Source organism: Micromonospora sp. NPDC005194 (genome assembly GCF_040608335.1).
Taxonomy (GTDB): domain Bacteria; phylum Actinomycetota; class Actinomycetes; order Mycobacteriales; family Micromonosporaceae; genus Micromonospora.
The window spans coordinates 1-18,972 of record NZ_JBEXIA010000007.1; the positions used below are offsets into that span (position 1 = coordinate 1).

The following is an 18,972-nucleotide window of genomic DNA, read 5'->3' on the forward strand; positions in this document are numbered from 1 at the left end:
AGGTGCCTCTGAGTGGAGTTCAGACTGTTCCGCGGGCGCTGGCGCTACGGGGCCTGCTGCCAGTCCGGTGCGGCCGGGCGCTCCGGGGCCTGCTGCCAGTCCGGTGCGGCCGGGCGCTCCGGGGCCTGCTGCCAGTCGGGCATGGCCGGGCGGCCAGCGTCCTGCTGCCAGTCGGGCGGGCCCTGGCGGCCGGCGTCCTGCTGCCAGTCGGGCATGCCCGGACGCTCGGGAGCCGGGTCGGCCTGGAACGCCTCCGGGGCTGCCTGCTCCGGCTCGTTGTCCGACTCGGGTCGGGCCGGGCGGCCGTACACCCGGGGTTGTGGCGTGGCGGCGCTGGTCGGCCGCATGGCCTGGTCGGCCGGGGGCATCACCCGGCTGGCCAGCGGCACCGAGGCGCTCGCCGACGCGCGGCTCGCCGCGCTGGCGGCCGACTCGGCGTCCGAGACCGGTACGACGGCGCGGCCCGCCCCCGACTCCGGGGAGGTTCGCGGAGCAGGCACCGCGGCGGCGCTCGCCGAGGCATCCTCGGCCCGGCCCCAGCCGGCCGGCTCGGCCTCGTACTGTGCGGCGGCTTCCGGGGCGTCCCGCTCGGCATACGCCGGCTGCTCGGGGATCGGGGGGTACTGCGTCGACGGCGCGTAGTCGGCCGGCGGGGCGGCGGCGAGGCTGGCGCCCGGCACGCGCTGCTCCTGCGGCGGTAGCGGCACCGCGTTGGCGGGTGAGATGCCGGGCGCGGGCGCCGGCTGGTAGGCCGGCGGCTCGTCGGCCCGGTCGGCGTCCCAGCCGCCTCGCGACTGGGCTTCCGCCTCGGCGCGGCCCCACACCTCGCCCGGCGCCCACGGCTGAACCTCCGCGACGCCGGGGTTGGCCTGCACCGGGTTGTCCGGGCCGGCGGCGGCCCAGCCGGGCGTCGCGTCGCTGCCGGGGACGCTGACGCTGGCCCGGGCGGCCGCAGGGCCGGCCTGCTCGGCCTGGGGCCAGGCGGTCGGTTCCGGACGTTCGGCCGGCTGGTCCTGGGGTGCGAGCACCCAGTCCGGCTGCTGCGGGCGGCCCTCGGCGGCACCCCAGGCGGCGGGCTGCGGGGCCTCTTCCTGCGCGGGCCAGTTCGCCGCCGGGACCTGGGCCGCGCCACGGGAGCCGGCCGACTCGGCCTGCCCCCAGCCGGGGGACGGCTGCTCGGCCTGCCCGGCGGGCTGGCCCCAGGTCTGCGGGGCCTGCTCGGCTGGCGTCCAGACGGGCTGGTCATCGCGCGCGGCGGCGGCGCCGACGGCCCAGCCACCGGACCCGGACGGGTCGTCCTGCGGGCCGGCTGCGCCGGCTCGGCCGGCGGGCTGCGCCGGATCGGCGTGCCACTCACCGGCGGGCGGGTTGGTCTGCCCCGCGCCAGCCCATCCGCCGGAGCGGGACGGGTCGTCCTGGGCGGCGGGCCACGCGGCGGTCGCCGGGGGCACCTGCGCGGCGCCCCGGGCGGCCGGCTGGGCCGGTGCCCAGTCGGGCTGCTCGGCGGAACCGGCGGCCCAGGCGGGCGCGGCCGGCTCGGGCGGCGTCCAGCCCTGCTGCGGGGGAGTCCATGCGGCGGGCTGCCCCTGCTCCGGCGCGGCACCGCCGGAGGCCCACGCGGGCTGCGCCGGGTCGCCGGACTGCGGTGCGGCGGCGGCACCCCAGGCGGGGTTCGGCTGCTGCTCGGACTGGGTCGCCCAGGCCGGGGCGGACTGGTTCGGCCGCGCGGGTGGCGGGGGCGCCCAGCCCATTTCGGGGCCGGTGGCGTTGTAGCCGTTGTCCGGCTGCGCCGGGCGGTCGCCGTACGGCGCCGGTCCGCCGGCGCCCGGTGACACCTCGTCCGGCTCCTGGCCGGGGCGGTGCGGGCCCTCGGACGTCATGGGTGCGCCTCCTCCATCACATGTCGGCCGCCGGTGCCGATCGGTCTCCTCGGCATGGCTGCCGGCGTCACCGGCGTACCGCCGTGCCGGCTCCCCGCACCGTATCCGGTGGCCGCACGAGGCGTCCAAGGAGCACCGGTCGTCACTCCCCGTCGCCGGGTGGTGTCGAGCAGCTTCTATCGGCTCGGCGTCGGCCGGGCCGGCGGGCGGCGACCGAAGCCCACCGTACCGGGCGCTGCGGCAGCACGGAATCCCGGTGTCAGGTGCTGGCGCAACGCCGATGGCCCATCCGGTGAGCCGGATGGGCCATCGATCTGGAGGAGGTGAGGAATGTCGTGGAGCGTCAGCTCATGTGACGCTGGGCGATGACGAGGAGTTCCTCGCGAACGGCCGGCGAGTTGGCCGAGCGCAGCGCGTGCTCGATGGCACGGGCGCGGCGGTTGGCGTCGCGGTGGTTGCGGATTCGCTCGATCATGCTCATTTGGTGGGTCCTCCTGGCTATTCGGTTGTCGGCCCCTGATGCATCTATTCAACCGCAGAACTCGGCCAACTTCCATCGATTATTAGGTGAGCTGGGACACCTGCCTAACAATCAAAGGTCAAGGGGGCTTGTGGCCGACGGTTTCGTCGCTCAACGGACACGGCCGGTGTGCCGGGCGTTAACCCGTGGCACACCGGCCGTGGCTGGCGTTTCGGACCGGTCAGGTCCAGGCGAGCAACGCCGCCTCGGGGTCGGCGAGGAAGTCGCCGATGTCGCGCAGGAACTTCGAGCCCAGCTCACCGTCGATGATCCGGTGGTCGAAACTCAGACCAAGCGTGGTGACCTGCCGCGCCTTGACCTTGCCCTTGTGCACCCACGGCATCTCCCGCACCGCGCCGAAGGCGAGGATCGCCGACTCGCCCGGCGGCAGGATCGGCGTGCCGGTGTCCACCCCGAACACCCCGACGTTGGTGATGGTCAGGGTGCCGCCGGACATGTCCGCGGGCGAGGTGCGGCCGGACTTCGCCGTCTGCACCAGGCCGTTCAGCGCGTCGGCCAACTCCCGCAGCGAGAGCCGGCCGGCGTCCTTCACGTTCGGCACGATCAGGCCGCGCTCGGTGGCCGCCGCGATGCCGAGGTTGACGTACTCCTTGACCACGATCTCGTCGCCGGCCCAGGTCGAGTTGACCATCGGGTGCCGCTTGACCGCCAGCAGCACGGCCTTCGCCACCAGCAGCAGCGGCGAGACCCGGACGTCGCGCCACTCCCGCCGGCCCCGCAGGCGCTCCAGCGCCTTCATCGCCCGGGTCACGTCGACGGTCAGGAACTCCGTCACGTGCGGAGCGGTGAACGCCGAGCGGGACATGTTCTCGGCGGTGAGCTTGCGGACGCCCTTGACCGGGATGCGCTGCTCACGGTCGGCGCCGAAGCTCGCGGCGCTCGTCGCGGCCCGGGTGACCGCGACCGGCTCGGCCGCCGCCACGGAACCGCTCACCGCCTGCTGTACGTCCTCCCGGGTGATCGAGCCCAGCGGCCCCGACCCGGTCAGCGTGCTCAGGTCGACGCCGAGGTCCTTGGCGAGCTTGCGTACCGGCGGCTTGGCCAACACGAGCCCGCCCGGCACCGGACCGCCGTTCCCGTTGCGGACCGGCTCCGGCGTGACCGGCTGCGGTGCGACCGGTGCCGGCGCGACCGGCGCCTCGGCCTGCGCCGGTACGGCACCCTTGCGGGGCCGGCGCTTCGCGGCGGTGGTACGCGGGCCGTAGCCGACGAGCACCGCCGTCCGCCCGCCCGGAGCGGCACCGCCGATCAGGCCCGGCTCGATCATGCCCTCGGCCGGGGCCAGCTCCACGGCCGCCAGCGAGGCCGCCGACGGGGTGGGCAGGTCGCCGGTGGGCGTGGCCGTGGTCGACGCGGTGGTGTCCAGCGGGCCCGCGCCCGGGTCGGTGTCGATCGCGATGATCGGCGTACCGACCTCGACAGTGGTGCCCTCCGGGTGGTGGATCGCCTGCACCTGCCCGGCCCACTTCGCCGGGATCTCCACCGCCGCCTTGGCCGTCTCGACCTCGACGATCGGTTGGTTCAGCTCGATGGTGTCGCCGACCTTGACCAGCCAGGCCAGGATCTCGCCCTCGGTCAGCCCCTCGCCCAGGTCGGGCAGGTTGAACGTCTTGATCCGGGACATGCCGCTCACCAGCCGAAGGTGCGGTCGACGGCGTCGAGCACCCGGTCGAGGTCGGGCAGGTACTCCTCCTCCACCCGGGCGGCCGGGTAGGGGGTGTCGAAGCCCGTGACCCGCAGCACCGGCGACTCCAGGGAGTAGAAGCACTCCTCGGTGATCCGGGCGGCCAGTTCGGCGCCGAGGCCGATGTTGGACGGCGCCTCGTGCACCACGACCGCGCGGCCGGTGCGCTTCACCGACTCGTAGGCGGCGGCGAGGTCCAGCGGGGACAGCGAGCGCAGGTCGATGACCTCCAGCTCCCGGCCGTCCTCGGCGGCGGCCGTCGCGGCCTCCAGGCAGGTCCGCACCATCGGCCCGTACGCCAGCAGGGTCACGTCGGTGCCGGGCCGCACCACCCGCGCCGAGTGCAGGGGGTACGCGCCGGACAGCGGCGCGTCCAGGTCGACCTGGCCCTTCTCCCAGTACCGCCGCTTGGGCTCCAGGAAGACGATCGGGTCGTCCGAGGCGATGGCCTGCTGGATCATCACGTAGGCGTCCTGCGGGTTGGCGCAGGTCACCACCTTCAGGCCGGCGGTGTGGGCGAAGTACGCCTCCGGCGATTCGGAGTGGTGCTCGACCGCGCCGATGCCACCGCCGTACGGGATCCGGATGACCATGGGGATGCTGAGTCGGCCGCCCGAGCGGTAGTGCATCTTCGCCACCTGCGACACGATCTGGTCGTACGCGGGGTAGACGAAGCCGTCGAACTGGATCTCGCAGACCGGCCGGTAGCCACGGATGGCCAGGCCGACGGCGGTGCCGATGATGCCGGACTCGGCCAGCGGGGTGTCGATCACCCGCTGGTCGCCGAAGTCTTTCTGGAGCCCGTCGGTGATCCGGAAGACGCCGCCGAGCTTGCCGACGTCCTCGCCCATGATGATGACCTTGGGGTCGGTCTCCAGGGCGCGGCGCAGGCCGGTGTTGAGGGCCTTGCCGAGGGTGAGCGTCTCCGTGGCCATCAGTGGGCGCTCCCCTCGAACGACTCCATGTAGCGGTTGAACTGCGCACGCTGCTCGTCGAGCAGCGGCGACCCGTTGGGGTAGACGTGGTCGAACATCGTCACCGGCTCCGGGTCGGGCATGGTGAGCACCCGCTCGCGCAGGTGCACCGCCTCGCGGCGGGCCTGCTCGTCGACCTCGGCGAAGAAGGCCGCGTCGGCGATCTGCTGCTTCTCCAGGAAGGCCTTGACCCGGATGATCGGGTCCTTGGCCTGCCACGACTCCACCTCGCTGGCGATCCGGTAACGGGTCGGATCGTCGGAGGTGGTGTGCGCGCCCATCCGGTAGGTGTACGCCTCGATCAGGCTCGGGCCCTGCCCGTGCCGGGCGTTGTCCAGCGCCGTGCGGGTGACCGCGTACGACGCCAGCACGTCGTTGCCGTCCACCCGTACGCCGGGGAAACCGAAGCCGGCGGCCCGCTGGTAGAGCGGGACGCGGGTCTGCCGCTCCAGCGGCTCGGAGATCGCGTACTGGTTGTTCTGGCAGAAGAAGACCAGCGGCGCGTTGAACACGCTGGCCCAGACGAACGCCTCGTTCACGTCGCCCTGGCTGGTCGCCCCGTCGCCGAAGTAGGCGATCGCGGCCTCGCCGTCATCGGTGCCGACCTTGCCGTCCATGGTGATGCCCATGGCGTACCCGGTCGCGTGCAGGGTCTGCGCGCCGATGACGATCGTGTACATGTTGAACTTGAACTCGTTCGGGTCCCAGCCGCCCTGGTCGACGCCGCGGAACAGACCGAGCGGCATGATCGGGTCGATGCCCCGGCAGTAGAGGACGCCGTGCTCCCGGTAGGTCGGGAAGGCCATGTCCTGCGTCCGCAGCGCGCGCCCGGAGCCGACCTGGGCGGCCTCCTGGCCGAGCAGGCTGGCCCAGAGGCCCAGCTCGCCCTGCCGCTGGAGCGCGGTCGCCTCGGCGTCCAGCTTGCGGACCAGCACCAGGTCGCGGTAGAGCCCGCGGTACTCCTCGTCGGTGAAGTCGACACGGTACTCGGTGCCGTCCGGCCCGGTGGCGCTGTCGATCCGCTCGCCTTCGGGGGTGAGCAGCTGCACCAGCTCGGGGTCGCCGGTCGCGCCCTTCTTGGAGCGGGGAGCTGCCCGCCTGCTGCGGGTGGTGCCCCCGGGGTCGCCCTTTGCCATCGGTCTCTCCCTGTCGTGTCTGCGTCGGCACCGGGGGATCACCCGGCCACGCAACTCGTGCGCCTGCCCGGCTGCTGCCGGACCGGTTCCTGGCGGCCGCGCCTAGCCCCGGTGGGGGTTGCCGCGCGGCGTGAGCCGGGTTCTGGCCGAACCCGGTTCGGGAGCGCCGGCGCCGGGCCGCGCCTGCCGCGAGGGTGCGCGGAGGTCACGGCTGCGTTGCCGTCGTGCTCCATATTCGCAGAGCAGGTGAGCGCGCCCACAGTACGCCCGCCTTGCATTCCGACCGCCTACGGTTTGATGTTCTTTGTCGCCATCGTGCCGCCCTGCGTCTACCAGGCAATCCGGTGATGATTCGTCACCGTTCGGGCAGTGCCGCGTGTCGACACGCGGTGGATGTTGGCTGACGGAGGGTGACTGGGTGAGGCTGATTACCGCAAGAACATGCCGATCGGGTGATTAGCCGGATTCCCACCGGTGAACGCCCCCGGCGTGCCTCGGACGGCGACGACAAGGGGTGTGCGGTGGACGAGCCAGGTGACGGTCCCGGCACACCCATGCTCGGACGCCACCGGTCGCCAGGCGGCTACCGCCGGGTGATCGGGTCACACCGGGCACCCGGCGCGGGCGGCCCCTCCCGGGGTTACCTGCTCACCGTCGCACTGTTGGCCGGCACCGCGTCGATGCCCGTCCTCGCCGCGGTCAGCGCGGGCTCGGCCACCCCGGGCAGCAGCGCGCTACCGGACACCAGCACCCCGTTCATCCCGACCCCGTCGGTCGGGCCGGTGGTCATCCCGATGCCGGTGACCAGTCAACCGCCGCCGGTCGCGCTGCCGGCACCGGGCACACCCAGCGCCGGCCCGACCGCGACCGCCGACTGGGTGCCCGCCGCTCCCTGGCGTCTCCCGGACGAGTCGTGGTCCGGCCCGACGGCCGACGACCGGCTGCCCGCCCGTCGGATGGTGCCCGCGCCACCGGCGCCGCGACCCACCCGGAGCGCCCCGCCGGCCGCGCCCCCGCCCCCGCACCCGACCAGCCCGTCGCCGTCGCCGGCGCCGACCGGGTCACCGGACCCGGACCCGACCGAAACGCCCACGCCGAGCCCGACACCGACCGACGCGGCGACACCCAGCGCGACCGATCCGTCGACGGCCACGGCCGTCCCCACCAGCACCCTCCCCGCACCCGCCAGCACATCCCCGCCGTCGGCCACGCCCGGCCCGTCGGCCACGCCCGGCCCGTCGGCCACGCCCGGCCCGTCGGCCACGCCCGACCCGTCGGCCACCCCTGGCCCGTCGACCATGCCCGGCCCGCCGACCACCCGGCCCGAGCCGACCACCCCGCCGTCGCCGCACGCGCCGACCTCCCGGATGCCGTCGTCGGTCACCGCGCGACCACCGGTCACGCCGCCCACGTCGGCCGACCCGGCGACGCCAACCGGGCGTCCGTCGCCGGCCGGACCCACGCGTCCCACCCAGTCCCCGGCGGTACGGTGACGAGCAGGCGTCGCCGAGACGGCGGTGGTCAGCGGTAGGCGCGTACCGGAGGGGGTGGCGTGGGCGGCGGTGTGGAACCCCGCCCGGTCGCCGCCCGGCCCGGTCCAGGGCTGCGGGTCGCCCGACTGGTCACCGAGCTGACCGCCCCGGCCGTGCTGGTGTCGCTGCTGATGGTCGCCGTGAGCTGGCACAGCACCCGGGGCAGTGCCCGCGGCCTGCTCTGGGGTCTGCTCGCGACGCTCTTCGTCACCGGCATCCCGTTCGCCTTCATCGTCGGCGGGGTCCGCCGCGGTCGGCTCACCGACCACCACATCGGCCGTCGGGAGCAGCGCCGGGTGCCGCTGCTGGTCGGCCTCGGCTCGGTCGCCGCCGGGCTCGCCCTGCTCGTCGTCCTCGGCGCGCCCCGGCCGTTGCTGGCGCTGGCGGTGGCCGGGCTGGTCGGACTGGTGGTCGCCGTGTCGGTGAGCCACTGGTGGAAGATGTCGATCCACTCGGCGGTCTCCGCCGGCACCCTGGTCATCCTGGCGCTGACCTTCGGGCGCGGGTTCCTCGTCGCCGCGCCGCTGTTGGCCGTGGTCGGCTGGTCCCGCGTACGCCTGCGGGATCACACCGTCTCGCAGGTGCTCGCCGGCGGTGTGCTCGGCGCGCTCATCGCCGCGGTCGTCTTCGGTCTGCTGCGCTGAGCGACCGTCGCCGGGCGGGCGGCGTGGTGCCGCCCGCCCGGCGGCCGTCAGGCGCCGTCGTCGGCGAGGCGGTGCCGGTTCGCCTCGATCCAGGCGTCCAGCGCGGCCGGGTCGTCCGGGTCCACGCCGTCGGCCATCAGTTGCGCGACCGCGGCCGTGGCCGGGCTGCGCCGCTCGCCGGTGGAGTAGAGCCGGGCGAACTCCGGCACCATCTCCTCGATCGCCTCGTCGGTGCGTGTCGCGGCCGCCTCGGGCAGCCCGCGCTGGCGCGACGCGTACCGGGCCCAGGCGCGCAGCACCCGGGGCAGCATCGCCGCGTCGTCCATGTCCAGCACGGCGCGGCGGTGCACCCAGTCGAGCAGGAAGAGCCCGGCCACGGCCGGGCTCCACCGCATCGGGTCAGCGTCCGGGAAGCTCGCCGAGTGGTCCAGCAGCAGGCTCAGGCAGAAGTGCAGCGAGGCGAGTTCCGGGCCGTCGACGCTGTCGAGCCCGAACCGGGCGGCCTCCGGCGCCGCCAGGAACCGCCGGACCAGGTCGGTGCGCTCGGCGGCGGACAGCGGCTCGACCTCCGCCGGGCCGGTCGGGTCGGCTGCCGTGGGGAGTAGCGCCAGCCGGGCGCCGACCAGCGCGCGGTCGGTGGAGAGCGAACCCTCGCCGGGCAGCTCGGTCAGGTCGTCGGTGACCGAGAGGTGCCGGGCCACCTCGCCCCGCAGCCGGGACGGGTCCTCGGTGCGGAACCAGGTCAGCTCGTCGTCGGCGCACATCTGCCGGACCTGGTCCAGGATCCGCTCCGCCGGCCCGCCGACGAAGATGTCCTTGGTGATCCCGATGTTGTGGTCGACCAGGGCCACCAGGGCGTGCTCCGGGCCACCGGCCGCGTCGTCGTACGCGAAGGTGGCGAGGTAGGAGGTCTGGTCGCCGTACACGTCGCCGTACGCCCAGCTGCCGGTCAGGTGCACCCGGCCGAGCTGCCCGGACCAGGCGGGCGCCTGGCTGCCCGGACGCACCCGCTCGGTGCCCTCGGCGGTCGGGACGAGCGTGGCGAAGACCTGCCGGATGGTGGTCGCCGCCGCGATCCGGCGGCGGGCGGTGGCGGCGAGGAACCCGGTGACGAACTCCCGCACGGCGGTGTCGCGGTCGGTCTCCGCGATCGCGTAGACACTGCCCAGCAGCGCGCTGCCGAGCATCTCGGCGTCGAGGGCGGACTCCAGCTTGGTCACGTCGCGTGCGGCGTGCAGCACCGCGTCGTAAGGGGTCTGAGGCGTGGCCATGCTCCGACCCTACGCCGGTCGGGGCGTACCAAGCGGCGTCAGCGGCGGGCGGCGTCCCGCAGCGCGTCGCGTGCCTGCGCGTAGGAGGCCAGCACGATCCGCACCGGGGCGAGCACGTACTCCGCGCCGACGTCGGCGACCTTGGCCGTCAGGCGCTGCTCGGCGCGGGCGCGGGCCCGCCGGGCGGCCCAGCGCACCACCGGGCGGGTCACCGCCGCCACCAGCAGCCCGGCCAGCAGGCCGCCGAGCAGCAGCAGGGTGGGCAGCGGCACCTGGCCGACCATCGGGTTGTCCAGCGCGGGCAGGCCGAGCGCCCGCAGCGCGTAGCCGAGCACCAGCCAGCCCAACCCGACCACGGCGGCCAGGGTGACCAGCCACTGCACACCGCCGACGACCCGCCACCAGAGCGGTCGCCGGCCCAGGCCGAGGTCGGTGCCGGCGATCGTCCGGTCCAGCGCGTCCGGCAGGTCGCCCAGGCGGGACCGGGCGGCGGAGGTGACCGCCGCCGGCCAGGCGGCGGGCAGGTCGGCGGCGGCCCGGTCGGCCACCGCGCGGATCGCCAGGCCGAGCGCCGAGCGTTGGGTGGCGGTCGGATCGGGCACCGAGGTCGCCGCGACCAGGCTCTCCGCCGGGTCGGCCGCGCCGCCGGTCGGGCCGGGCAGGTGCAGCCGGCGCAGCGGGTCGGGTCGGAGCCGGCGCCAGCCCCGCACCACCGGCCAGCCGGTGGCCGCGCCGGCCCGATGCCGGTACGCCTGCTCCACCGCCTCGGTCACCGCCGGCACACCGGCCGTGCCGGCCAGCGCCCGGTTCAGCGCGGCGACGGCCGTTCCGTCCGGGCCACCGGCCGGTCGGGCCGAGCCGACCAGCTCGTCCAGGCCGGCGACGACCGAGTCGACGTCGCCGGCCAGCCGACGCAGGGCGGCCTGCCGCTCGGCGACCGTACGCTCCAGCGCGGTGCGCAGCCCGACCATCCCGGCCGGGTCGATGGCGGTGGTGGCGAGCAGTGGCACGCCGGTCAGCCCGTCGGAGTCGAGCAGCCGGCGCAGGTCGTCCAGGACGCGGGGTAGCTCGGTCGGTGGCAGCCGGTCGGCCTGGTTGAGCACGACCAGGGTGACGTCGCGGTGCCGGTGGAACTCGCGCAGGTAGCTGTCGTGGATGACCCGGTCGGCGTACTTCTGCGGATCGACCACCCAGACCACCTGGTCGACCAGGCCGAGCAGCCGGTCCACCTCCAGCCGGTGGGACCGCTGCACCGAGTCGAAGTCGGGCAGGTCGAGCAGGATCAGCCCGTGCAGCGCCGTCTCGTCGTCCGCGTCGAGCGCGCTCTCCCGGACGAAGCGGTGCCGGGGCAGCACCCCGGTCCAGTCGAGCAGCCGGTTGGCGCCCTCCAGCGGCCCCCACACGCACGCGTGCGTCACGCCGGTGGTCGGCCGGCGGACCCCGACCGGGGAGAGTTCCAGCTGGGCCAGCGCGTTGAACAGGCTGGACTTGCCGCTGCCGGTGGCGCCGGCGAGGGCCACCACGGTGTGATCGCGGGACAGGGCGAGCCGGGTGCCGGCCCGTTCGACCAGGGTGTGCGCGGGCACCAACTCGGAGTCCGGCAGCAGGCCGTCGACGGCGGTCAGGAATCGGCGTACGGCCTCCAGGCGGGCGATCAGCGCGTCCGGGTCGACCCGCTGGTCGCCGCGGAACGCCTCGCGTACCCGGCCGGCGATGTTGGTCACCGCGAACCCTCCTCGTCGCCGACCGGCAGGGTGCCGTCGCCGGTGGCCAGGCCGCTGCGGTGCCGGGCCAGCTCGACCCGTCCGGCGGCCCGCCGCAGCGCGTCACCGGCCGCCTCGGCGGGTCGGGCTTCGGCGGTGCGGGTCAGGAAGCGGTCCGCCTCCGCGTCCAGCAGCGTCCGGACCCGCGCCACCAGGTCGACCCGGGCCTTCGCGGCGAGGGTACGCACCGCCTGGTCGCCGAAGATCGCCTGGAGGACAGCCTGCGCGGCGACCGTCGTACCGGCCCCGGTGGCCAACTCCAGCCCGGTGGGGATGAACGCGGTCGAGGCGAACACGGCGATCATCACGGCCAACCCGGTGGCGTTCACCGCGTACGCGGCGGTGCGGGCCACGAACCGCTTGTCGCCGCCCTCGACCCGGACCAGCTCCAGCACGCCGCGTTGCCAGTCCCGGACCATCCGTTCGGCGCGTTCGGGCAGGTCGTCGCTCGGGTGGGCGAGCCCCGGCTCGAGCAGGTCCGCTCCCGCCGGGTGTGCCTTCCACCCGGTGTACGCGGATTCGGCGGCCTCGGACGCGACGCCCCGCAGCAGGGTGACGAGCTGCGACTCGATGGCGTTGCGCAGCTCGGCGGCCGGCGCGGGCCGGCCGGTGACGGCGGCCACCACCCGGTCGCGGAGTCGCCCGATGCGGGCCTCCAGCGTGCGGAAGAACTCGCCGGTGCCGACGAACTCCTGCCAGCGGGCCAGCACCTCACCGCGGAGCAGTCGGCCGTCCTGCAGGCCCTGCTCGACGGTCCGCTCGGCACCCCGGTACGCGGCCCGGACCCGTTCGTCCAGCCCGTCGGCGGCGGTGACCTGCTCGTCGGCCGCGTCGGCCAGCTCCTCGACGGCGGGGTGCAGGGCGGCCAGCGCGCCGTCCAGGGTCTGCCGGACCACCGCCGCGCGGGCGTCCGCGTCGGCGGCCAGCCGGGCGAACCAGTCGGCCAGCGGCGCCGTGACCCCCTCGGGCAGCAGCCCTTGACCGTCGACCCAGGTCTCCGGGAGGACGAACAGCGGCGCCCGGCCCAGATCCTGCGCGGCGAGCATCTCGGCCAGGTGCGCGGCGATCTCGTCGCTGGCCTCGGCGGGCACCCGGTCGAGCACCATGGCGATCACGGCGCCCCGGGCCCGCGCGCTGCGCAGCAGCTCCCACGGCACCGCGTCGGCGTACCGGGCGGCAGTGGTGACGAAGAGCCAGAGGTCGGCGGCGGCGAGCAGTTGGCTCGCGAGCGCCCGGTTGGCGTCGACGACGGAGTCGATGTCCGGTGCGTCGAGGAAGGCCAGACCCGGCGGCAGAGCGGGGGCGGTGACCAGGTGCAGGGAGCGTGGATCGTCGCTCGGCTCGGTGGTGCGGGTCAGCCCGGGCAGCAGGTCGCCCTGCCGGAACCAGGACGCGTCGGCCGGGTTGCAGACAAGCACCGGGGAGCGGGTGGTGGGCCGCAGCACACCGGCGGCGCTGACCCGGGCCTTGACCAGGCTGTTGACCAGGGTCGACTTGCCCGCGCCGGTGGAACCGCCGACCACCACGAGCAGCGGGGCGTCCAGTCGGGCGAGCCGGGGCAGCAGGTAGTCGTCGAGCTGGTCGGTGAGGGCGCTCGCGGTCTGCCGGGCGGCCTTGGCGGAGGGCAGGGCGAGCGGATAGCGGGTCGCGCCGATCGCGGCCTTCAGGCCCGACAGCGCGCCGGGGAGGCTGTCGTCCCCGGTGGTGGCGGGCGGCTCCTCCGCGGCGTCCGGCGGGCCGGTGCGGGCTGCGACGGCGGGCGCGCCGGAACGGGTGGCGGAATCGCCGTGCGTCGTCACCGCTAAAGCGTGCCCGACCGATGCAAGGGAAGACAACCGGACGGTAATAACGGCTGGGTTGCGTCGGGTCGGCTCAACTCAACTTGACGATTCGCCAGCGCGTGGCACTATTGAGTCCAGTTCACTCAACTTGTGGTGGGGTCCGCTGCGGGCGGTGCCCGCCGAGCAGTCGCGGGCGATGCCCGCCACCTGCACAACCTTACGAAGTGAGGAAGCGAAGATGGCACGTGCGGTCGGTATCGACCTCGGCACGACGAACTCCTGCGTCAGCGTTCTCGAGGGCGGTGAGCCCGCCGTCATCGCCAACGCTGAGGGCTCGCGGACGACCCCGTCGATCGTCGCGTTCGCCCGCAACGGCGAGGTGCTCGTCGGTGAGGTCGCCAAGCGCCAGGCGGTGACCAACCCGGACCGGACGATCCGCTCGGTCAAGCGCGAGGTCGGCACGAACTGGTCCGTCGACATCGACGGCAAGAAGTACACCCCGCAGGAGATCTCGGCCCGGACGCTGATGAAGCTCAAGCGGGACGCCGAGGCGTACCTGGGCGAGCAGATCACCGACGCGGTGATCACCGTCCCGGCCTACTTCAACGACAGCCAGCGCCAGGCCACCAAGGAGGCCGGTGAGATCGCCGGCTTCAACGTGCTGCGGATCGTCAACGAGCCGACCGCGGCCGCCCTGGCGTACGGGCTGGACAAGGGCTCCAAGGAGCAGACCGTCCTGGTCTTCGACCTCGGCGGCGGCACCTTCGACGTGTCGCTGCTGGAGCTCGCCGAGGGCGTCATCGAGGTCAAGTCGACCAGCGGTGACAACCACCTCGGTGGCGACGACTGGGACCAGCGGATCATCGACCACCTGGTCAAGACGTTCCGCGGCGAGCACGGCATCGACCTCAGCCAGGACAAGATGGCCCTCCAGCGCCTCCGTGAGGCCGCCGAGAAGGCCAAGATCGAGCTGTCCGCCGCCACCACGACCAACATCAACCTGCCGTACATCACCGCCGGCGCGGCCGGCCCGCTGCACCTCGACGTGACGCTCAGCCGCGCCGAGTTCCAGCGGATGACGCAGGACCTGCTGGACCGCTGCAAGGGCCCGTTCGAGCAGGCCGTGAAGGACGCCGGGATCAAGATCTCCGACGTCGAGCACGTCATCCTCGTCGGTGGTTCGACCCGGATGCCCGCCGTGACCGACCTGGTCAAGCAGCTCACCGGCCGCGACCCCAACAAGGGCGTCAACCCGGACGAGGTCGTCGCCGTCGGCGCCGCCCTGCAGGCCGGTGTGCTCAAGGGTGAGGTCAAGGACGTCCTGCTGCTCGACGTGACCCCGCTGAGCCTGGGCATCGAGACCAAGGGCGGCATCTTCACCAAGCTCATCGAGCGCAACACCACCATCCCGACCAAGCGCTCCGAGGTCTTCACCACGGCGGACGACAACCAGCCGTCGGTGCTGATCCAGGTGTTCCAGGGTGAGCGGGAGATCGCGGCGTACAACAAGAAGCTCGGCACCTTCGAGCTGACCGGCCTCCCGCCGGCGCCGCGCGGCGTGCCGCAGATCGAGGTCGCCTTCGACATCGACGCCAACGGCATCGTCAACGTGCACGCCAAGGACCTGGGCACCGGCAAGGAACAGAAGATGACGATCACCGGCGGCTCGTCGCTGCCGAAGGACGACATCGAGCGGATGCGCCGGGACGCCGAGGAGCACGCGGAGGAGGACAAGCGCCGCCGCGACGACGCCGAGACCCGCAACGTGGCCGAGGCGCTCCAGTGGCAGACCGAGAAGTTCCTCGCCGAGAGCGGCGACAAGCTGCCCAGCGAGAACCGGGAGCAGCTCAACGAGGCGCTCGGTGAGCTCCGGGGTGCCCTGGGCGGTCAGGACATCGAGAAGATCAAGTCCGCCCACGAGAAGCTGGCGCAGGTCTCCCAGCAGGCTGGTTCGCTGCTCTACTCCCAGCAGGCCGAGCAGGGCCAGCAGCCGGGCGGCGAGGCCGGCCCGGGTGCGACCGGTGCGACCGGTCCGCAGGCCGGCGCCGCCGGTGGCGCCGACGACGTGGTCGACGCCGAGATCGTGGACGAGGACGGCAAGAAGTGACCATCGGCCTCCGACACGTATCCACGGCGAAGGGGATGAGGTAGCCGCATGACGCAGAAGCCACGAGCCGCCGACCCGGGCGACACCGGGTCGACGCCGGGTGGCTCCGCGCCCACGGAGCCGGCCACCGGCGACGGGGAGCGGGTCGTCATCCGCAACAACCGCAAGCTGACCGACACGTCGGAGCCGGCGGGCACCGCCACGGACGCGGGCAGCGACGTACCCGCCGAGGGCCTGGTCGAGGACGCCGAGATCGTGGTCGACGAGATCGAGGCCGAGGTCAACTCCACCGACGGGCCGGAGCCGTCCGGCCCGCCGGTGGTGGACGCCCCGGCGCAGCCGGTGGACGGCGGTGGCACGTCGCTCGGCGCCGAGCTGGAGGCGCTCCGGGCCGAGCTGGACGAACGGACCAGGGACCTGCAGCGGGTGTCGGCGGAGTACGCCAACTACCGCAAGCGGGTCGACCGGGACCGCAGCCTGGTCCAGGAGCAGGCGACCGGCTCGGTGCTGGCCGCGCTGCTGCCGATCCTCGACGACCTGGACCGGGCCCGGGAACACGGCGACCTGGTCGGGCCGTTCGGAACGGTGGCGGAACAGCTCACCACCGCGCTGGGCAAGTTCGGCCTGAACGCCTTCGGCGAGCAGGGCGAACCGTTCGACCCGACCCGGCACGAGGCGGTCGCGCACCAGACCTCGGCCGAGGTCAGCGAGCCGACCTGCGTGCAGGTCATGCGACGCGGCTACCAGCTCGGTGAGCGGCTGCTGCGCCCCGCGCTGGTCGCGGTCGCGGATCCGGAATAGTGCGAGACAGTGACCGGGTCGTCCCGTCCCCCGCACAGCGGTGGACGGGACGGCCGGGCCACAACGGTCGGAAGGAGGTGGTGGACCCGTGAGTTCGAAGGACTGGCTCGAGAAGGACTTCTACGCCGTGCTCGGCGTGGACAAGGCCGCCTCCGCGGATGACATCAAAAAGGCGTACCGCAAGCTGGCCCGGGAATCGCACCCGGACCACAATCCGGGCGACCCGAAGGCCGAGGAGCGGTTCAAGGCCGTGTCCGAGGCGTACAACGTGTTGTCGGACGCCGGCCGTCGCCGGGAGTACGACGAGATGCGTTCGCTGTTCAGTTCGGGCGCGTTCCGGCGCAACGCCCGGGCGGGCGGCCAGCCGGGCGGGATGCCGTTCGACGTCTCCGACCTGTTCGGCGGTGGCGCCGCCGGTGGCGGTGACCGCCGCTTCGGCGGGGCCGGCTTCCAGGACCTGTTCAGCTCGATCTTCTCGGGTGGGCAGGCCGGTGGGCAGGCGGCTCCACGTGGGCCCGCGCGCGGCCGGGACGTGGAGACCGAGGTAGCTCTGGACTTCGGCGACGCGGTGCGCGGGGTGACCCTGCCGCTGACGTTGCGCGCCCCCGGCGTCTGCGACACCTGCCACGGCAACGGCGCCAAGCCCGGCACCCAACCGCGTACCTGCCCGGTCTGTCACGGCGCCGGGGTCACGACCCGCAACCAGGGGTCGTTCAGCTTCTCCGAGCCCTGCGGCAACTGCCAGGGCGTCGGCACCGTCGTGGAGGAGAAGTGCCCGGAGTGCCACGGCAGCGGCGGAGTCACCAAGACCCGCACGATGAACGTGCGCTTCCCGGCCGGTGTGGCCGACGGCCAGCGCATCAGGCTGGCCGGGCGCGGTGAGCCCGGTGAGCGTGGTGGCCCGGCCGGCGACCTGTTCGTGCACGTCAAGGTCCGGCCGGACGAGCTGTTCGGGCGTACCGGAGACGACCTGACGTTGACCGTGCCGGTGACCTACGCGGAGGCCGTGCTCGGCACGGACCTGCGGGTGCCCACGCTCGACGGCGCGGTGACGCTGCGGGTACCGCCCGGCACGCCCAGCGGGCGGGTGCTGCGGGCCCGGGGCAAGGGTGTGGTCCGTCGCGACGGGCAGGCCGGTGACCTGCTGGTCACCCTGGATGTGGTGGTGCCGGCCCGTCTGTCGGACGAGGCGCGGGCGGCGCTGGAGGCGTTCGCCGAGCAGAGTCCGCCGGCGGCGCGGGAACACCTCGACGCCCGGGTGCGTCGGGTCGGATAGTCCGGTGGGATGGACGCGGAGGTGAGCGGGATGTCGGGCGAGTTCCTCGGTTCGGGTGACCCTGCCTACGAGGCCAAGGTACTCATGATCTCGGTGGCGGCACGGATGGCGGGGATGCACCCGCAGACCCTGCGCCAGTACGACCGGCTGGGGCTGGTGCAGCCCGGCCGGGCTGCCGGCGGTGGCCGTCGATACAGCGTCCGGGACGTGGTGCTGCTGCGCGAGGTGCAGCGGCTCAGCCAGGACGACGGGATCAACCTGGCCGGCGTCAAGCGGATCATCGGGCTGGAGCGGTTGCTGGAGCAGGCGCAGCAGCGGGTCGCACGGCTGGAGGCGGAGCTGGACGCCGCGTACCGCCGGGTGGCCGAGCTGGAGTCGCTGGCCCGTTTCCCGGGCCGGGATCTGGTGCCGACCAACCGCACGTCCACCGCGTTGGTGGTCTGGCGTCCCCGCCGTACACCCGACCGCTGACCCTGCTCCTCGGCCTGGCCCGCGCCGGATTTTCCGGCGCGGACCAGGCCGTTTCCGTTAGCCTGTCGATACGGGTCCTATCGCCTTAATTCGGGCCTATCGGCGCGGTTGGGGGAGCGATGACGGAGCAGGCGAAGAGCCTCGCTCAGCAGACGGAGGAGCGGTTGGAAAGTCTGGCCGACACCGTCCGCGAGAAGTTCGACAAGGTCACCGAGGCAACCTTTCGCGACCGGATCAAGGAGGGACGGTTCGCCGACCAGGACGACCACGGCGTCGACCCGGCCCGAGCCGAGACCGAGCGCAAGCAGGACTGATCCGGTGACCGACGTGCGGGCCGGGACCCACGGGGGGTCCCGGCCCGTTCGCCTTGCTTGCTTGCTTGCTTGCTTGCGCGGGCCGGGACGCGGTGACGCTGCGTCCCTGCGCTACCCGGTCATCGGCGGGCCCGATGTCCCGCCGTCGTGACCCGGCGGACGTGATCGTTGGCGGCTGAGCGACTCGACACGCCGGGCAGCCGACTGCTGAGCTGCCAACGATCATCGTGAAGACGGCCTGGTGGCGATTCTGCTCAGCCGAGGCGGCGGTTTTCGCGGACCAGGCCGCCCTCGCACCAGTCCCGGTAGACGAAGAGGTCCGGCCGGGCCAGCAGGACGCGGCCGTTGTGCGCCCAGATCCTCATCAGCTCGTCGCCGTCGCGCTCGGCCTGCTCGACCAGCTTGCGGAAGCGGCGCTTGGGATGGGCACGAAAGTTCGTCCGGATGCCGTCCGCGGCGTAGATGTAGAGGCAGTGCAGCGCGAAGCGCCGCGCGGGGCAGGTCGCGTCCATCGCCAGCTCGAAGAGCGTCAGCACCAGGCGGTCGCCGGAGACCAGGAGGTCCCAGTCGGGTGGCATGGAGGACAACGGCACCGAATCGGGCTGGAACGCCCAAGCTCGCAACTCCGCCGGCGTCGGATCGACGGGGTTGGCAAAACCGTGGAACGTCGACTCCTGCACGCTCACCGGCCAACCTTCCGCTCTCGCCCGCGTCTGGCAACGCTGCCTGCGGACCGTGGCTGCTGGGGCGAAACGGTAACCCGCCGTCGAGTGCTGCGGTAGTACCCGCAGGGAGCA

General features: G+C 73.7%; 17 protein-coding genes. 6 read left to right on the plus strand and 11 right to left on the minus strand.

Going from position 1 to position 18,972, the window contains the following annotated elements; translation table 11 throughout:
* Positions 1-44: 44 nt before the first annotated feature.
* From ABZU53_RS07810 to ABZU53_RS07840, 7 genes are all read right to left on the minus strand, one after another.
* Positions 45-1,880 carry a hypothetical protein gene (locus tag ABZU53_RS07810; RefSeq protein ID WP_355064590.1) on the minus strand — a complete coding sequence of 612 codons (1,836 nt, stop codon included), beginning with the start codon at positions 1,878-1,880 and terminating at the stop codon, positions 45-47.
* A 343-nt stretch (positions 1,881-2,223) separates the two neighbouring features.
* Entirely contained in the window at positions 2,224-2,361 is a 138-nt protein-coding gene (locus ABZU53_RS07815) for a hypothetical protein (RefSeq protein WP_007454215.1), read from the minus strand.
* 220 nt (positions 2,362-2,581) lie between these two features.
* Positions 2,582-4,045, minus strand: a complete 1,464-nt coding sequence (locus ABZU53_RS07820; protein WP_355064785.1) for a dihydrolipoamide acetyltransferase family protein — start codon at positions 4,043-4,045, stop codon at positions 2,582-2,584.
* 5 nt (positions 4,046-4,050) lie between these two features.
* Positions 4,051-5,040 (minus strand): alpha-ketoacid dehydrogenase subunit beta, encoded by a 990-nt coding sequence (locus ABZU53_RS07825; RefSeq protein ID WP_354863001.1) that lies wholly within the window; start codon positions 5,038-5,040, stop codon positions 4,051-4,053.
* Complete coding sequence (gene pdhA, locus ABZU53_RS07830) at positions 5,040-6,215, minus strand: pyruvate dehydrogenase (acetyl-transferring) E1 component subunit alpha (protein ID WP_355064592.1); 1,176 nt, start codon at positions 6,213-6,215, stop codon at positions 5,040-5,042. The genes ABZU53_RS07825 and pdhA overlap by 1 nt, the downstream gene beginning before the upstream one ends.
* A 640-nt stretch (positions 6,216-6,855) precedes the next feature.
* On the minus strand, positions 6,856-7,005 hold the full coding sequence (locus tag ABZU53_RS07835) for a hypothetical protein (RefSeq protein ID WP_354863004.1): 150 nt from the start codon (positions 7,003-7,005) through the stop codon (positions 6,856-6,858).
* Between the two features lie 18 nt (positions 7,006-7,023).
* Positions 7,024-7,617, minus strand: a complete 594-nt coding sequence (locus ABZU53_RS07840) for a hypothetical protein (RefSeq protein ID WP_355064594.1) — start codon at positions 7,615-7,617, stop codon at positions 7,024-7,026.
* A gap of 150 nt (positions 7,618-7,767) precedes the next feature.
* Here ABZU53_RS07840 and ABZU53_RS07845 point away from each other — a divergent pair, with 150 nt between their 5' ends.
* On the plus strand, positions 7,768-8,391 hold the full coding sequence (locus tag ABZU53_RS07845; protein WP_355064595.1) for a phosphatase PAP2 family protein: 624 nt from the start codon (positions 7,768-7,770) through the stop codon (positions 8,389-8,391).
* Between the two features lie 47 nt (positions 8,392-8,438).
* Here ABZU53_RS07845 and ABZU53_RS07850 read toward each other — a convergent pair whose 3' ends face one another.
* Genes ABZU53_RS07850 through ABZU53_RS07860 form a run of 3 tightly spaced genes read right to left on the minus strand, consistent with a single transcriptional unit; the run spans position 8,439 to position 13,224 of the window.
* Entirely contained in the window at positions 8,439-9,662 is a 1,224-nt protein-coding gene (locus ABZU53_RS07850) for a hypothetical protein (protein ID WP_354860191.1), read from the minus strand.
* Between the two features lie 38 nt (positions 9,663-9,700).
* Entirely contained in the window at positions 9,701-11,386 is a 1,686-nt protein-coding gene (locus ABZU53_RS07855; RefSeq protein WP_355064596.1) for a GTPase, read from the minus strand.
* Positions 11,383-13,224, minus strand: a complete 1,842-nt coding sequence (locus ABZU53_RS07860) for an ABC transporter (RefSeq protein WP_355064598.1) — start codon at positions 13,222-13,224, stop codon at positions 11,383-11,385. The genes ABZU53_RS07855 and ABZU53_RS07860 overlap by 4 nt, the downstream gene beginning before the upstream one ends.
* 220 nt (positions 13,225-13,444) lie before the next feature.
* Here ABZU53_RS07860 and dnaK point away from each other — a divergent pair, with 220 nt between their 5' ends.
* From dnaK to ABZU53_RS07885, 5 genes are all read left to right on the plus strand, one after another.
* Entirely contained in the window at positions 13,445-15,313 is a 1,869-nt protein-coding gene (gene dnaK, locus ABZU53_RS07865) for a molecular chaperone DnaK (protein ID WP_355064600.1), read from the plus strand.
* A 48-nt stretch (positions 15,314-15,361) separates the two neighbouring features.
* The gene (grpE, locus tag ABZU53_RS07870) at positions 15,362-16,114 is read left to right on the plus strand and encodes a nucleotide exchange factor GrpE (RefSeq protein ID WP_354860203.1); all 753 of its coding nucleotides are present in this window, start codon (positions 15,362-15,364) and stop codon (positions 16,112-16,114) included.
* A gap of 88 nt (positions 16,115-16,202) precedes the next feature.
* Positions 16,203-17,390, plus strand: coding sequence for a molecular chaperone DnaJ (gene dnaJ / locus ABZU53_RS07875; protein WP_354860205.1), 1,188 nt, complete (start codon positions 16,203-16,205; stop codon positions 17,388-17,390).
* A gap of 30 nt (positions 17,391-17,420) precedes the next feature.
* Entirely contained in the window at positions 17,421-17,861 is a 441-nt protein-coding gene (locus ABZU53_RS07880) for a helix-turn-helix transcriptional regulator (RefSeq protein WP_030332087.1), read from the plus strand.
* A gap of 119 nt (positions 17,862-17,980) precedes the next feature.
* The gene (locus ABZU53_RS07885) at positions 17,981-18,175 is read left to right on the plus strand and encodes a hypothetical protein (protein WP_354860207.1); all 195 of its coding nucleotides are present in this window, start codon (positions 17,981-17,983) and stop codon (positions 18,173-18,175) included.
* 254 nt (positions 18,176-18,429) lie between these two features.
* Here the strand turns inward: ABZU53_RS07885 and ABZU53_RS07890 are convergent, their stop codons facing one another.
* Positions 18,430-18,861 carry a hypothetical protein gene (locus tag ABZU53_RS07890; protein WP_354860209.1) on the minus strand — a complete coding sequence of 144 codons (432 nt, stop codon included), beginning with the start codon at positions 18,859-18,861 and terminating at the stop codon, positions 18,430-18,432.
* Between the last annotated feature and the right edge of the window lie 111 nt (positions 18,862-18,972).

What these genes read in the sequence shown, in the direction of transcription:
- ABZU53_RS07810 (WP_355064590.1), bottom strand. Translation starts at nt 1,880, where the DNA reads ATGACGTCCGAGGGCCCGCACCGCCCCGGCCAGGAGCCGGACGAGGTG.
- ABZU53_RS07815 (WP_007454215.1), bottom strand. Translation starts at nt 2,361, where the DNA reads ATGAGCATGATCGAGCGAATCCGCAACCACCGCGACGCCAACCGCCGC.
- ABZU53_RS07820 (WP_355064785.1), bottom strand. Translation starts at nt 4,045, where the DNA reads ATGTCCCGGATCAAGACGTTCAACCTGCCCGACCTGGGCGAGGGGCTG.
- ABZU53_RS07825 (WP_354863001.1), bottom strand. Translation starts at nt 5,040, where the DNA reads ATGGCCACGGAGACGCTCACCCTCGGCAAGGCCCTCAACACCGGCCTG.
- pdhA (WP_355064592.1), bottom strand. Translation starts at nt 6,215, where the DNA reads ATGGCAAAGGGCGACCCCGGGGGCACCACCCGCAGCAGGCGGGCAGCT.
- ABZU53_RS07835 (WP_354863004.1), bottom strand. Translation starts at nt 7,005, where the DNA reads ATGACCACCGGCCCGACCGACGGGGTCGGGATGAACGGGGTGCTGGTG.
- ABZU53_RS07850 (WP_354860191.1), bottom strand. Translation starts at nt 9,662, where the DNA reads ATGGCCACGCCTCAGACCCCTTACGACGCGGTGCTGCACGCCGCACGC.
- dnaK (WP_355064600.1), top strand. Translation starts at nt 13,445, where the DNA reads ATGGCACGTGCGGTCGGTATCGACCTCGGCACGACGAACTCCTGCGTC.
- grpE (WP_354860203.1), top strand. Translation starts at nt 15,362, where the DNA reads ATGACGCAGAAGCCACGAGCCGCCGACCCGGGCGACACCGGGTCGACG.
- ABZU53_RS07880 (WP_030332087.1), top strand. Translation starts at nt 17,421, where the DNA reads ATGTCGGGCGAGTTCCTCGGTTCGGGTGACCCTGCCTACGAGGCCAAG.
- ABZU53_RS07885 (WP_354860207.1), top strand. Translation starts at nt 17,981, where the DNA reads ATGACGGAGCAGGCGAAGAGCCTCGCTCAGCAGACGGAGGAGCGGTTG.